Source organism: Pseudomonas sp. Fl4BN1 (assembly GCF_009908285.1).
GTDB lineage: Bacteria > Pseudomonadota > Gammaproteobacteria > Pseudomonadales > Pseudomonadaceae > Aquipseudomonas.
Genome location: NZ_JAAARM010000002.1, coordinates 64,421 through 77,695 on the forward strand (window position 1 = coordinate 64,421; position 13,275 = coordinate 77,695).

General features: G+C 65.5%; 10 protein-coding genes. 1 reads left to right on the forward strand and 9 read right to left on the reverse strand.

Annotated elements, in window-relative coordinates:
* Positions 1-10: 10 nt before the first annotated feature.
* Genes mdcH through mdcA form a run of 7 tightly spaced genes read right to left on the reverse strand, consistent with a single transcriptional unit; the run spans position 11 to position 6,060 of the window.
* On the reverse strand, positions 11-946 hold the full coding sequence (mdcH, locus tag GV818_RS02495) for a malonate decarboxylase subunit epsilon (RefSeq protein ID WP_161775753.1): 936 nt from the start codon (positions 944-946) through the stop codon (positions 11-13).
* The gene (locus tag GV818_RS02500; RefSeq protein WP_161758600.1) at positions 943-1,569 is read right to left on the reverse strand and encodes a malonate decarboxylase holo-ACP synthase; all 627 of its coding nucleotides are present in this window, start codon (positions 1,567-1,569) and stop codon (positions 943-945) included. The genes mdcH and GV818_RS02500 overlap by 4 nt, the downstream gene beginning before the upstream one ends.
* Positions 1,566-2,369, reverse strand: a complete 804-nt coding sequence (mdcE, locus tag GV818_RS02505; RefSeq protein WP_161758601.1) for a biotin-independent malonate decarboxylase subunit gamma — start codon at positions 2,367-2,369, stop codon at positions 1,566-1,568. Before mdcE ends, GV818_RS02500 begins: the two co-directional genes overlap by 4 nt.
* Complete coding sequence (locus GV818_RS02510; RefSeq protein ID WP_161775754.1) at positions 2,366-3,217, reverse strand: biotin-independent malonate decarboxylase subunit beta; 852 nt, start codon at positions 3,215-3,217, stop codon at positions 2,366-2,368. The genes mdcE and GV818_RS02510 overlap by 4 nt, the downstream gene beginning before the upstream one ends.
* Positions 3,210-3,509 carry a malonate decarboxylase subunit delta gene (locus GV818_RS02515; protein ID WP_161758603.1) on the reverse strand — a complete coding sequence of 100 codons (300 nt, stop codon included), beginning with the start codon at positions 3,507-3,509 and terminating at the stop codon, positions 3,210-3,212. Before GV818_RS02515 ends, GV818_RS02510 begins: the two co-directional genes overlap by 8 nt.
* Complete coding sequence (locus tag GV818_RS02520) at positions 3,509-4,384, reverse strand: triphosphoribosyl-dephospho-CoA synthase (protein ID WP_161775755.1); 876 nt, start codon at positions 4,382-4,384, stop codon at positions 3,509-3,511. Before GV818_RS02520 ends, GV818_RS02515 begins: the two co-directional genes overlap by 1 nt.
* Positions 4,384-6,060: a malonate decarboxylase subunit alpha gene (mdcA, locus tag GV818_RS02525; protein WP_161758605.1), complete on the reverse strand. Its 1,677-nt coding sequence runs from the start codon at positions 6,058-6,060 to the stop codon at positions 4,384-4,386. The genes GV818_RS02520 and mdcA overlap by 1 nt, the downstream gene beginning before the upstream one ends.
* Before the next feature lie 193 nt (positions 6,061-6,253).
* Here mdcA and GV818_RS02530 point away from each other — a divergent pair, with 193 nt between their 5' ends.
* Entirely contained in the window at positions 6,254-6,814 is a 561-nt protein-coding gene (locus GV818_RS02530; protein ID WP_161775756.1) for an NADAR family protein, read from the forward strand.
* 75 nt (positions 6,815-6,889) lie between these two features.
* Here GV818_RS02530 and GV818_RS02535 read toward each other — a convergent pair whose 3' ends face one another.
* A complete protein-coding gene (locus tag GV818_RS02535) occupies positions 6,890-7,348 on the reverse strand; it encodes a chemotaxis protein CheW (protein ID WP_161775757.1) in 459 nt (152 codons plus the stop codon).
* Positions 7,341-13,253 (reverse strand): Hpt domain-containing protein, encoded by a 5,913-nt coding sequence (locus GV818_RS02540; RefSeq protein WP_161775758.1) that lies wholly within the window; start codon positions 13,251-13,253, stop codon positions 7,341-7,343. Before GV818_RS02540 ends, GV818_RS02535 begins: the two co-directional genes overlap by 8 nt.
* Positions 13,254-13,275 lie beyond the last annotated feature (22 nt).

Sequence of the window (13,275 nt, forward strand, 5' to 3'; positions counted from 1 at the left end):
AGTCGGTGCTCTATCGGTCGCGGCTTTCCTCCTCACGCAACAGCGCCTGCAAGGTGTCCAGGCGCGCACCGTCGAAGGCGATCACCGAACCCTGCTCGAATACTCGCCGCGCCAGCCCGGTCAGCACTGCGCCAGGCGGCAGTTCGATCTGCAGGCGCACCCCACGTTCGTAGGCGCTTTGCACGGTGCCGCGCCAGTCCACTACCCGGCACATGTTGAAGGCCAGGTCGTCGCGCAGTGGTTCCACCCCGCGAATCGGCCGCGCCCGGCTGCCGCTCAGGTAACCCAGCCTGGGCACCTGCAAGGTCACCCCGGCAAACGCTGCGGCCAGGGTCTGTGCCGGTTGCTCCAGCAGCGGACAGTGGGACGGCACACTGACCGCCAGGCGCCTGGCCACGCCGACGCCGGAACCTCGGGCCAATTCGGCCACGGCTTGCATGGCAGCGTCGCTGCCGGCAATCACCACCTGGTTGTCGGCATTGATATTGGCCAGGTACACCGGCATCCGCGGGCTGTGGACCTGGGCCAGGAGTCCTTCCACCGCCCCCAGGTCGAGGCCGATCAACGCGGTCATGCCGTAGCCCTGTGGATAAGCCTGCTGCATCAGTTCGCCGCGCAGGCTCACCAGCCGCAAGGCATCGGCAAACCCCAGGGCACCCGCCACCACCGCCGCTGGATAGGCACCGATGGACAGCCCCGCCACATAATTCACCGTGGCACCCGCTTGCAGCAGGGAACGGGCACAAGCCACCCCGGCAATCAGCAGGCACAGTTGCACCGCTCGCGTGGCTGCCAGGGCCTCGGCCGAGTCCAGCGTCAGCACGTCCTGGCCCAGCACCTCGCCGGCCTCCTGCAGGCAGGCCTGCACTTCGGGAGTCTGCGGCAAGCGCCGGAGCATCCCCGGCTGCTGCGCGCCCTGGCCCGGAAACACCAGCAAGCTGCTCACGCTGCCTGCTCCCGAGCACCCCAGGGATCACTCACCAGCCTTGCGCCACTGGCGCTCTTGAGCAGCACCCGTTGCGCCGGGCCGGCCCATTCACGCAGGGCCAGCGCGCCGCCTGGAACCTGCAACTGCATGTCCACCGGGCAACCAGCGCTGTCCAGCAGCGCCAGCAGCTCCCGCGCCTGCACCCGGGAAAAAAGCTCGGGAGTACGCAGGATCAGATCCAGATCGCTTTGTTGATGCAGCGCGGCAACCCCTGAGGCCAATTCGAATCCGGCACTGCCACTGACGCCCCAGACCAGCCCCAGAGCGTCCAGCTCGCCGCGCAATTGCTGCAACGCCTGGAGCGCCGGCCATGGCCGTCGCAACTGCACATGGCACAGTTGCTCGGGGCGCACTGCGCGCTGCACCGTGTCCAATGCCAGCAGCGCCGGATACCGCTGTTCCCGGGAAGAACCTCGCAGTCCTACGGCGATTTGTCCGGGCGCCGTCACTGCGCGACGCACCACCACCGGCTGCCCCGCCTCCAGTGCCGCAAAGGCCCAGTCCGGCGCATCGGCTACCAACTGCTCCGGGGTCATGCCCCAGAGCAAGTCGTGGGGCAGCCAGGGACCGAGCCCGTTCACCACTGCTCCCGCAGCAGTTGTCGAACCCGGCTCGACGCCACTCGGTTCGCGGCTCCAAGGCGACTGCCGAGGTCGACGCCCTTGGCTCGCACATCGCCAATCGCCTCCAGCAGGCATTCATTGACCCGTGCCAGGTCCTCCATTGTCGGCTGTTCGATCTGGCGCACCGAGAGGGTTTGCCAGAGCAGTCCCAGGCCGGCATAGCTGTCGATGTCATAGGCCATGGGCGGCACGCTGGCGGCCAAGGCCTCCAGTTCCTCGACGCTGCGCAGGGTGACCCGCGCCGCCGAAGCCTTGCCCATGGCATGCACCATCACCCCGGGGTCACGCAGGGCAATCAGGCGATTAGCCTGATAACCGTGAGCCAGAAAGGCTCCGGACATGGCCTTGCCCACCAGTAGCGCGATCACCGGATGCCCTGCCAGCCGCGCCCGGGCATAGCTGTCGGCGGCACCGGCCAGGGCCTGATGAATACCCAGGGCCTCTTCACGCCGGCCATAGGCCTGGCTCGGTACATCGACAATCGCAATCAGCGCACGCTTGTGGGCCTGCTCACGGTCGGCGCTGATCACTTCATCCACTGCCTTGGCCAGCCCCCAGCCTTCGAGCAAGCCGACTTCTCCGTTACGGGCACGGACAAAGCGGTTCTCGGGATCGACCACCACGGCAATAAAACGCGCCGGCTGGCCGCCCAACTCGCCGTCGGCGACCTTCAACGATGGTGGCAATCCGGCAACAGCCACCGCACCACCACTCAAGGCGTTGAACCAGTTCAGCCCTCTCAGGGAACAAGCACTCATGAGCGGTCTCCTTGATACAGATCGCGAACCGTTGCCGCATCGATCTGCGGCACTGTGTCCAGCCGGGCCAGGCGTTGCAGATAGAGATCGGCCTCGCGGCTGCGTTGCCGTTGCGGCAGGCCGAGGGCCAGTAGCTCGCGGACCTGGGCCTGGATCTGCGCCACATCGTCGGCCACATAACGGTCCACCAGGCCACTGGCGAAACGCTGCTCGCCACCGGTCAGGCTCCAGATGAAAGGCCGGTCCCGGGAGTCGTATTCCTCAAGCCCGGCTTCCTGCTCGATCACCTGCGGGCCGTTCAGGCCCAAGCGCGCTTCCTGGGTGACCAGGAGATAGCTGCACAGCCCGGCGGCAATCGACATACCGCCAAAACAGCCAACGCTGCCGGCCACCACGCCGATCACCGGCTGGTACTGGCGCAGATCGACAATCGCCGCGTGGATATCGGCAATCGCCGCCAGCCCCAGGTTGGCTTCCTGCAAGCGCACGCCACCGGTCTCCAGCAGCAACACGGCACGGGTAGCAATGCCGTTGCGGTTGTCCTCGGCGGCCAGCTCCAGGGCTCCGGCAATCTTCGCCCCGCCCACTTCTCCGAGGCTGCCGCCCTGGAAAGCGCCTTCGATGGCGGCGATCACCACCGGCAAACCGGCGATGCTGCCCTTGGCGATCACCACCCCGTCATCGGCCTGGGGCACCACGCCCTGACGCTCCAGCCAGGACGACATGACCCGCTGGAACGGGTCCAGCAGCTCACGAAAACTGCCGGCATCCAGCAGGGCCCGGGCCCGTTGCCGGGCGCCCAGTTCGACGAAGCTGTGTTTGTTCAACAAGCGTGCGCTATCAGTCATGGCCGATCTCCTCGAAACCCTGCTCCAGGCGCAGCCGCACTACCCCGGGGGTGGCGCCGAAATCATGGATGTCGATCAGCAGCGCCGGCGGCGTCTGGCCGTCGAACATGCGCTCGAACAGGTGCTGCCAGCGCGAGGCGCTGCCATTCACCGAGGTCTGTACCTGGATCATCAACTTGCCGGCCTGCCCCGGCTCCAGCAGCACTTCCAGGTCTCCGGAGCCGACACAGCCCACCAGGGCGCGGCCACGACCGGGCTGGCCGGCGGGGAATTCAAAATTCAAGGTTTCCATTACAGCGCTCCCTGGATAAAGGTCTCGGCGGATTCGATCCGGTCCAGCAGCAGGCACGCAGCCAACAGGTCCGCAGCGCCGCCGGGCGAGGCATTCAAGGTCAGTAGTTGCAGGTCCAGCTCATGCAAGCGGCGGCGGCCGGCCAGGCTCGCGCTGCCGCCGGCGTCGAGTACCGCCTGGGCGCCGCTCTGCATGGCCTGCAGGCCCTCTTCACCAGCGCGATAGAGCACGCAGGTGTCCGCCAGCCGGCTCATGATCGCCAGCAAGGCATCAAGCCGGGCGTTCTGCTCGCCATGGCCTTGAGCCCGACTGCGCTTGAGTTGTGGCAGCCCCAGTTGCAGCACCGCGGGAAAGCCCTGCTGCGCTTCTTCCCGAGCGCCGCGCACACCGTAGCGCAGCGCTACCTGGGCACCGTGACTCAGAGGCCGGGGGGCATGCCGGTCGTCCAGCAGCGCCAACCCGGCGGCTCGCAGCGCGACACTGCTGGCCTCTTTAGATTCGGGTTCCAGGGCGGCAGCGGCCACCAACAGGCCCAATGCCCAGATCGCCCCGCGATGGGTATTCACCCCGCCCGTGGTAGCGAGCATGGCCTGCTCGCCTTCACGGCCGATGCGCCCCAGGGCTTCACGCAGGGGCAGGCCAACCGCCCCCAACGCCAGCGCGGCCTCGGCCATTTGCTTGAAGGCCGGCCACAAGGCCAGGGCCGAGGCGTGCATCAGCCCCAAGTGCAAGTCGGTATGAGCGCCATTGCCGCGGCGGTCCACCAGTGCCGGCTTGGGCGACAGATCGGCTTCGTCGATCAATGCGTCCACCGCCAGGTCCGCCAGGTGCTCGGCCAGGCTCAGGGGCTGTGATTGCAGGTTGAATGCGTGCATTACCAGCTCCTGAATTTGGCGGGCGGGTTGTACAGGCCACCGGACCACTCCACCAGATCGGCGACGCTCTTCGCCGCCAGCAGTTCACGACTGGCGTCGGTACGGCGGATGCCGAGGTCTTCCGGCAGCGCGATCAGGCCTTCACGGCGCATGCGCGCGGTGTCCTTGGGGTTGTGCCGCAAGCCGATGGCGGTAACCCCGGCCACCGCGGCGATCATCGCCTGGCGCTCCTCCAGGGAGCGGGCCTTGTACAGGTAGGCGATGCCTTCCTCGGTCAGCAGATGGGTCACGTCGTCGCCGTAGATCATGATCGGCGCCAAGGGCATGCCGCTCTTGCGCGCCACTTCCACCGCATCGAGGGTTTCGACAAAGGTCGGCTTGCCGCCTTCCTGGAAGGTTTCGACCATCTGCACCACCAGTTTCCTGCCCCGTTCGAGCATCGCTTGGGGCGCGTCGCTCTGGTCCTGGCGCATGTCCAGCCAGGCCGGGGTGCCGTGACGACGGCCACGCGGGTCGTGGCCCATGTTCGGCGCCCCGCCGAAACCGGCCAGGCGGCCACGGGTCACGGTGGAGGAATGGCCATCCCCGTCGACCTGCAAAGTGGCGCCGATAAACAGGTCCACCGCGTACTGCCCGGCCAATTGGCAGAACATCCGGTTGGAGCGCAGGGAGCCATCGCGACCGGTAAAAAACACGTCCGGACGTGCGGCGATGTAGTTTTCCATGCCCAGTTCGGTGCCGAAGCAATGCACGCTTTCCACCCAACCGCTTTCAATCGCCGGGATCAGGGTTGGATGCGGGTTGAGGGTCCAGTTGCGGCAGATCTTGCCCCTGAGCCCCAGGGATTCACCGTAAGTCGGCAGGATCAGCTCGATCGCCGCAGTGTTGAAACCAATGCCGTGGTTCAACGACTGCACATTGTGCTTTTCGTAGATGCCGCGGATCGCCATCATCGCCATCAGCACGTGCACCGGCTTGATATGCCGCGGGTCACGGGTGAACAGCGGCTCGATGTAGAACGGCTTGTCGGCCACCACCACGAAGTCCACCCAGGACGCCGGGATATCCACCCGCGGCAGCTCGCTGACATCGTCCACCAACTGGTTGACCTGGACGATAACGATACCGTCGCTGAAAGCCGCCGGCTCGATCAGCGCGGGCGTGTCCTCAGTACTGGGGCCGGTGTAGATATTGCCGGCGCGGTCGGCCATGAAACCGGCCGAGAGCACCACATTGGGGATCAGGTCCACCACCAGCCGCGCATAGAGCTCGATGTAGGTATGGATCGCGCCGACTTCCAGTAGCCCGTCTTCCAGCAACTGGCTGATGCGCAGGCTCTGGGTACCGGCGAACGAGAAATCGAGCTTGCGGGCGATGCCGCGTTCGAACAGGTCCAGGTGCTCGGAGCGGCCGACGCTGGGCATGATCATGTGCAGGTCATGCAGCTTGGCCGGGTCGACCTTGGCCAGGGAGCGGGAGAGAAAATCCGCCTGCTTCTGGTTGTTGCCCTCCAGCACCACCCGGTCGCCGGGCAGGATCAGGGCTTCCAGCGCCGCGACAATCTTGTCGGTCGGCAACACCACGCCATCGGCGATGGCCCGCACCTGCTCGAGGCGCCGCTGCTTTTCGCTGCGCCGCCGCGACCAACGCGCGTCGGGGGATATTGTTGTTGTCATGCTCACTCCACGGGTTCGCTGTCGTGGCAGTCACCATAGGAGTGAAACCCAAGGGCATCAATCAAGCCCGATGCCGGATAGTTACGCTGAGCGTAACGATTGCCACCCCCATGGCTTCCTGCCTCGCTCTGGGTACACAATGCACGCCGGACCGGCCAATGAATGGCCCAAGCAGACAACGATGAGAGTCATCATGGACACACCGATTCGCTCAAACCAGGTACTGCTGGAGCAGATCAAGCACGGTCTGAAGCCCGACTACCTGATGTTCTGGGGGCACCAGCCGACTCGGGACGGACGCGTCAGCCAGAGCTGCTTCAGCCAGTGGTTCGCCACCGGCTTCGAGATCGAGGGTATTCACTACCCCAGCGCCGAGCACTTCATGATGGCCGGCAAGGCCCGGCTGTTCGACGACGAAGACACTCACGCCCGTATCCTCAAGGCCGTCACTCCCGCCGACGTCAAGCAACTGGGCCGGGAAGTACGCGGCTTCGATGACGCACGCTGGACCGAGGCGCGCTTCGACATCGTGGTACGCGGCAACCTGGCGAAGTTCAGCCAGCATCCGGCCCTTGGCGAGTACCTGCTGTCCACCCGCGACCAGGTGCTGGTGGAAGCCAGCCCGGTGGATCGGATCTGGGGCATTGGCCTGGCGGCCGACGATGCCAAGGCCAGCCGAGCGGAACAATGGCGCGGCCTCAACCTGCTGGGTTATGCGCTGATGGAAGTGCGCGACAGATTGCAAGACGCCTAACGCTTTCGCTGGCCAGCCAGCTCCTGCAGCAGCCTTTGCATGACCTGCAGGAGCTGGCTGGCCGGCGAAAGAGGCCTAGAGAACCAATCCCGCTTCCACCAGCAACTCTTCCAGCGCCAGCAGATCCGGCACCTTGGCCACTTGCTCGGCCACTTGCACCGCGGCTTTCTCCAGCGGCGCCAGGGGCACATCGACATAGCTCAACTGGCTGTCGAGCTTGCAGGAGCGGGGAATGCCCTGCACCAGCAAGGCCAGGAACTTCAACTCCGGGCGCCCGCCGAGGGCATTGAGCACGACGATCCGCGCACGCTCGCCAATCACTGTCTTGCCGCCACAGGCCGACTCGAAGCTGATCAGGGGAATCTGCCGCTCACGCCATAGCACCCGTCCCAGGTACCAGGGCGGCGAGTCCAGGTCGAAGGCGCCCTGTTGATAATCGATCAGCTCGGCCACCGCGACATTGGGCAGGATCAGGGTGCGGTCGGCCAGGGGCAGCAACAGCCCGGTCAGGCTGCTGGATCGGTGTTCAAGCATGGGTCTTGCTCCACAGGGCGATACTTTCCAGCAGCACCGACTCTTGATAGGGCTTGCCGAGGTAGTCGTTGACGCCAATGGCCATGGCCCGGTCGCGGTGTTTCTGACCGGTACGCGAGGTGATCATGATGATCGGCAAGTGCTGCAATCGAGGGTCGTTGCGTACCTGGATCGCCACTTCGAAACCGTCCATGCGCGGCATCTCGATGTCCAGCAGCATCAGGTCCGGGGTGTGCTCGGCCAGCAACGCCATGGCGTCGACCCCATCCTTGGCGGTGAGCACGTTCATCCCGTGGCGTTCCAGCAGGCGGCTGGTGACCTTGCGCACGGTGACCGAGTCGTCCACTACCAGCACCAGCATCGGCCGTGTCGGTTCTGCCTCGCCAACCACTTCCTCCCCGGCAACTCGCGGTACTGGCGTCAGTGCCTGCTGCGCGCGGATATGCGCCAGCAGGTCGAGAATCAGCACCACCCGGCCATCGCCGAGGATGGTCGCCCCGGACAAACCCTGGACCGCGGCGAATTGCGGCCCCAGGCTCTTGACCACAATCTCCCGGGTACCGAAGGTGGCATCCACCTGCACCGCAATCCGCTGCTCGTTGCAGTGCACCAGCAGCACCGGCAACGGCAATACCTGGCCCAGCAGTTTCGGCCGTGGCACGGTGTGCAGCAACTCCCCCAGATAGCACAGCTCGTAGCGCTGGCCGGCGTATTCATAGCGCGGCGGATCGAGCGGGTAATAAGCGTCCAGCTCTCCCGGCAAGACCCGGACAATGCCCTCCACGGTGTTCAACGGAATCGCGTACTGCTCGTCGGCGCATTGCACCATCAGCGCTCGGTTGACCGAGACGGTGAACGGCAAGCGGATGCGAAAATGCACGCCCTGCCCGGCAATCGAGTCGATGCTCATGCTGCCGCCCAGCTGGCGCACCTCTTCATGGACCACGTCCATGCCCACCCCGCGCCCGGAGATCTGGGTGATCTTCTCGGCCGTGGAAAACCCCGGCTGCATGATGAACTGCAGCACCTCACGATCACTGAGCTGTGCCTGTGGGTCCAGCAGGCCACGCTTGATGGCCTTGTTGCGCACGGCTTGCAGGGGCACCCCGGCGCCGTCGTCGCGCATGTCGAAAATCATGTCGCCGCCCTCCCGGGACAGGTCGAGGGTGATCCTCCCCTGCTCCGGCTTGCCCGCCGCACGGCGCACGTCGGCGGACTCCAGGCCGTGATCGACGGCATTGCGCAGCATGTGCTCCAGAGGCGCGACCATGCGCTCGAGGACGTTGCGATCCATTTCCCCTTCGGCATTGCCGACCACGAACTCCACCTTCTTGCCCAGCTCTTCGGCCACCTGGCGAACGATGCGCTTGAGCCGTGGCACCATGCGTTCGAAAGGCACCATGCGCGTGCGCATCAGGCCTTCCTGCAACTCGGTGTTGATCCGCCCCTGCTGCTGCAACAGGTTTTCGGCGTCGTGGTTGCGCCGATCGAGGGTCTCCTTGAGGTCCAACAAGTCCGAAGCCGATTCGAACAGCGCTCGGGACAGCTGCTGCAGTTGTGAATGCCGATCCATTTCCAGCGGGTCGAACTCTTCGTAGCCGAGGCGCTCGGCCTCCACCTGCTGGCGGCTGAGAATCCGCCCCTGGGTTTCGGTGTCCAGGCGGCGCAACTGGTCACGCATGCGCTCGATGGTGGTTTCCATCTCGCTCAGGGTGACCCGGGCATCGTTGACCTGCTGCTCGATACGACCACGGAAGATCGAAGTCTCCCCGGCCAGGTTCACCAGGTCATCCAGCAGCTCCGCCGATACCTTGACCATGTCCCCGGCAGCCGTGGCCTCCGGAGCAGGCGTGACAGGTTCAGGCTTGCTCGCCGGCAACGGCGTTTCCACATTGGAAGTCGACGGCACACGCGGGTGGCTGAGGTCGTGGATGGCATCGATGAGCTTCTGCGCCGGCTCGATAGGTTGTCCGGCCCGGGCAGCATCGAGCATCTGAGCCAGGCGATCGTGGCTCTTCTGCAATAGGGTGAACAGCGCCGGACTGGGTTGCAGCAAGCCGGCGGACAGGCCTTCAAAGAGGAACTCCAACTCATGGGCCAAATCGCCGATGGGGGCAATTTCCACCATCCGCGCGCCGCCCTTGAGGGTATGCAGGTCCCGTAGCAGGGTTTCCACTTCCTGTCGCGCCTGGGGCTCGGCTTGCCAACGGCTCAGCGCTGCGGCAGAACTGTCGATGATGTCGAAGCCTTCTTCGAGGAAGATCTCCAGCAGCTCCGGGTCCTGGGCCGAGCTGTCCTCCAGCGTCGCACTCTGGGGGAGCTCTACGGGGTTGCCGGTCTGTTGTCGATAAGCGCGAACCGCATCGACCTGGGCCCGGGAATCATCCAGGGAGCGCTGCCCCTGCAACTGCTCCAACAGCAGCGCCAACTGTTCATGGCTGCCGCGCAACAGCAGGCCCAGGTGCGGGCTGTGGTTGTAGCGCCGGTCCACCAATCCCTCGTAGAGCGACTCCAGCTCGTGGGCCAACTCGGCCACCGGAGCCACTTCGGCCATTCGTGCACCGCCCTTGAGGGTATGCATGTCTCGTTGCAGGGACGACAGCGGTGCGCCGTTTTCAGGATCCGCCAGCCAGCGCTGCAGGGCCTGGTCGGCGCTTTCAAGGATATCCACTGCCTCCTCGAGGAAGATCTCGACGATCTCCTCGTCCGCCCCCGGATGCTCAGGAGCCTGCTCCAGCCGCGCAGTGGCCGCTCCCAGTTCGGTGATGCTCAGGGTGCGACTGCCATCGCTCCTGATCAGGCCTGTGGCGGACGGATCAAGGCCTTCGCCCAGCAACTCGCGCAAGGCCTGGACCCGATCCGCGCGCGGGCTGACTTCCTGGCCCGCCGCCAGTTCGTCGAGCATGTTGATCAAGGCTTCATGGGCACTCTGGGCTTCATCGAAGAAGCGCTCGCTGACCGCCAGGCTGCTCTCCTCCACCGCGCCGTACAGGTCGAGCAAGGCTTCGCACAACGCGTCCACCGGGTGCAGGTCCGCCAGGTGCGCGCCTTCGCCAAGGGTGGTCAATTCGTCCAGCAGGGCGCTGAGTTCCTGGCGCTCGCCGGGATGCTGTTGCCAGCGCCGCAGCAGATTTTCAGCGTCCAGCAGGATGTCCATGCCCTGGGCCAGGAAGTTGTTGATCAGTTGTGGATCGCGCTTGGCCCGGGACGCACTGTCCGGGGCACTGAGCAGGGTATCCAGACGCTCGCCCAGCAGGGCCAGGGCGCGACCGGCCAAGGCGCGGGCGCCATCGATGGGCGCCAGCGGGTCGCTGTCCAGTTGGCGCAGGCCGCGACGCAGCAGGCCCTCGGCCTCCAGCAGCAATTCCACTTCGTCCAGATCCAGAGGGATCAGGTGCGCCCGGTATTCCCGCGCCAATTGGTCGAAGGGGCCGGCCAGCTCGGCGATCGGCAGCACCCCGGCCATGGAAGCACTGCCCTTGAGGGTGTGCAGGGCCCGTTGCAGCTCGTCGCTGGCTTGCAGCGGTACGTGCTCGGCAGCCTGGTCGAGAAAGCGGTTGATGCTGTCCAGGTGGGTCTGCGCTTCGCTGCGGAAGATCTCCAGCAGTTGCGGATCCAGGACCGCCTCCTCGGCGGGCACGCTTGCGGAGCCTTTAGCGTCATTGGCCAGGGCATGGGCACGCGCCGCCAGGCGGTCGACATCATCGCGCTGGCGCTGGGCCTGGGCGGCGAATTCGGCGATCAGCTCCGGCAGCAACGCCAGGGTATCGGCCACCAGTTGCTGGACTTCGTCACTGGGGGCCACGCTGTGCTCCAGTACCCGGTTGAGGAGGTTCTCCACCGCCCAGGCCAGCTCTCCAAGCACCAGCGCGCGCACCATGCGTCCGCTGCCCTTGAGGGTATGGAAGGCCCGGCGCAACTCGCTCAAGGCGGATTTGCCCTGGGGATCGGCGGCCCAGCGCGGCAGATACTCGCGGAGCATCTCCAGCACTTCCTCGGTTTCCTCGAGAAAGACCTCCCGCAGTTCCTCGTCCACCGGTTCCTCGTCCACCGGTGGCGGCAGCAGGCTGCCCGGAGTGATCAAGGCTGGCGGGTTAAGGGCCGACACCGGCACCGCCAGCACTTCTGCCAGGGATTGCTCTGCCTGAGGCTCATCCAGTGCCTGCGAATCCTGCATTACCTGGGCTGGGCTGGGGCTCAGGGCATGATCCAACTGCACCGGTGCCACCGGTACATAGCCGAGGGCAGCCAGACCGGCTTCAGCGACATCGAGAATCTTCTCTCCCGGCGCCTCGTGATCTTCGCTCAAGCGCTCCAGGTAGTACTCCAGGCTGGTGATCACGTCGGCCAGATGATCCAGTCGCTGCCAATCCGGGCGGCGTTGCTCCAGCAGCAGCTTCTCGATGATGAACTGATTGCAGGCCTCCATCAGGCTGGCCGCACGCGGCAGCGGAATCATCGCCAGGGCACCGCGCACCTGAGTCAGCAACTCCGGAACCGAAACCAACTGCTCGGGCTCCCAGTCGGCCTCGATGTACTCGACGATCAGGTCCTTGGCCTGCTGCAGGCAGACCCGCGCTTCCTTGATCACCAGTTGGTGGATCTGGGTCAGGTCGGTGGTAGGCAGGCGGCTGTCTTCACGGCTTTCCGGCTCCACGGTGCCGACCATCCCGGCCAGGGTCGCCTCGACATACAGCAAGGCCCCGGCTACATCCATCAGCACCGCATCGTCCGGCGCGCGCTGGCCCTGGGCCAGGCTCTGGACCACCGCCAACTGGTCGATGATCACCTTGCGCGGCTGGCCGAACCCCAGCACCGCCAGGGTGTCGGCGATCTGCCGCAGCGGCGACAGCAGGCCGTCCAGGTCGCTGGCGTGCTGGCGATCGCTGCGCACGAACAGGTCGAGGCGCTCCTTGACCCGCACCAGGCCATCGCACAGCGCCGCCAGCACCGAGCGCATGGCATCGCGGTCGGGGCCGGCCATGCGTGCCCGCTCCTCATCGACCACTGCGCTATCGGGCAACGCGTCATCCAGTCCGTAACGTTCTTTCATGGTCAGCATCAATGGGGTGGGATGGCGCGCTTTGGCGATATAGAACAACAGACTCTTGAGCAACTCGTCGGGGGCGGGCTGGTTGATGCCGGGCATGCCCTGCTCCAGCAGGCGCTTGAGTTCCTTGTCGGCGTCCTTGAGCAGGCTGCGCACCGCCGGGCTGTTGGCAACGACGTCCTGGCGCATGCCTTCCACCAGGGCCGAGGCGATATGCCACAAGGGTGCCAACGGCGCGTCCTGGCACAAGGCCTCCAGACGCTCGAAGACCTTGGCCATGTAGCCCAGGCTGGTTTCGTCGTCCTGCTCCCGCAACAGCTCTACCAAAGCGGTCTGCAGCATATGCCGCAGCTTGCGCAACTGGGTCGGGAACTCCAGGGGCTCCAAGGCCGCCAGGGCCTTGTCGGAGAGCGCCGGCAAGCGCGGCAGTTGCGGGCTGAACAGGCTGGTTTCCGAAAGCAGGCTTTCACCCCGGGCACTGCGCAGGTCATTGAGCAACGGCAGCACTACCAGCGGCAGGTCGCGCCGTGCGCTCTGCACCCGATCCAGGTACTGGGGTAGCTGGCTGATGGCTTGGCGCAGCAGGCGCAGGGCTTCGTCGCGCTGGGCTACCCGTTGTTCCTGCAGGGCCAGGGCGAGTTTTTCCATTTCCTCGGCCAGCAGCGCGGCGCCATAAAACTCCACCATCTGCAAGCTGCCATGGACCAAATGAATGCCCTCCAGGCACTGGCTGAGGGCATCCAGGGCCTGCGGGTCGTCCGCCAGATGCTCCAACGCCTGATGCGCCAGCTTCAGGGTTTCGGCAATTTCGCCCTTGACCCATTCCAGGGCCACATAGTCATGCCGATCAACCATAACCACTCCAGTCAAAACCTTA

What these genes read in the sequence shown, in the direction of transcription:
- GV818_RS02520 (WP_161775755.1), bottom strand. Translation starts at nt 4,384, where the DNA reads ATGCACGCATTCAACCTGCAATCACAGCCCCTGAGCCTGGCCGAGCAC.
- GV818_RS02530 (WP_161775756.1), top strand. Translation starts at nt 6,254, where the DNA reads ATGGACACACCGATTCGCTCAAACCAGGTACTGCTGGAGCAGATCAAG.
- GV818_RS02510 (WP_161775754.1), bottom strand. Translation starts at nt 3,217, where the DNA reads ATGACTGATAGCGCACGCTTGTTGAACAAACACAGCTTCGTCGAACTG.
- GV818_RS02535 (WP_161775757.1), bottom strand. Translation starts at nt 7,348, where the DNA reads ATGCTTGAACACCGATCCAGCAGCCTGACCGGGCTGTTGCTGCCCCTG.
- mdcE (WP_161758601.1), bottom strand. Translation starts at nt 2,369, where the DNA reads ATGAGTGCTTGTTCCCTGAGAGGGCTGAACTGGTTCAACGCCTTGAGT.
- GV818_RS02515 (WP_161758603.1), bottom strand. Translation starts at nt 3,509, where the DNA reads ATGGAAACCTTGAATTTTGAATTCCCCGCCGGCCAGCCCGGTCGTGGC.
- GV818_RS02540 (WP_161775758.1), bottom strand. Translation starts at nt 13,253, where the DNA reads ATGGTTGATCGGCATGACTATGTGGCCCTGGAATGGGTCAAGGGCGAA.
- mdcA (WP_161758605.1), bottom strand. Translation starts at nt 6,060, where the DNA reads ATGACAACAACAATATCCCCCGACGCGCGTTGGTCGCGGCGGCGCAGC.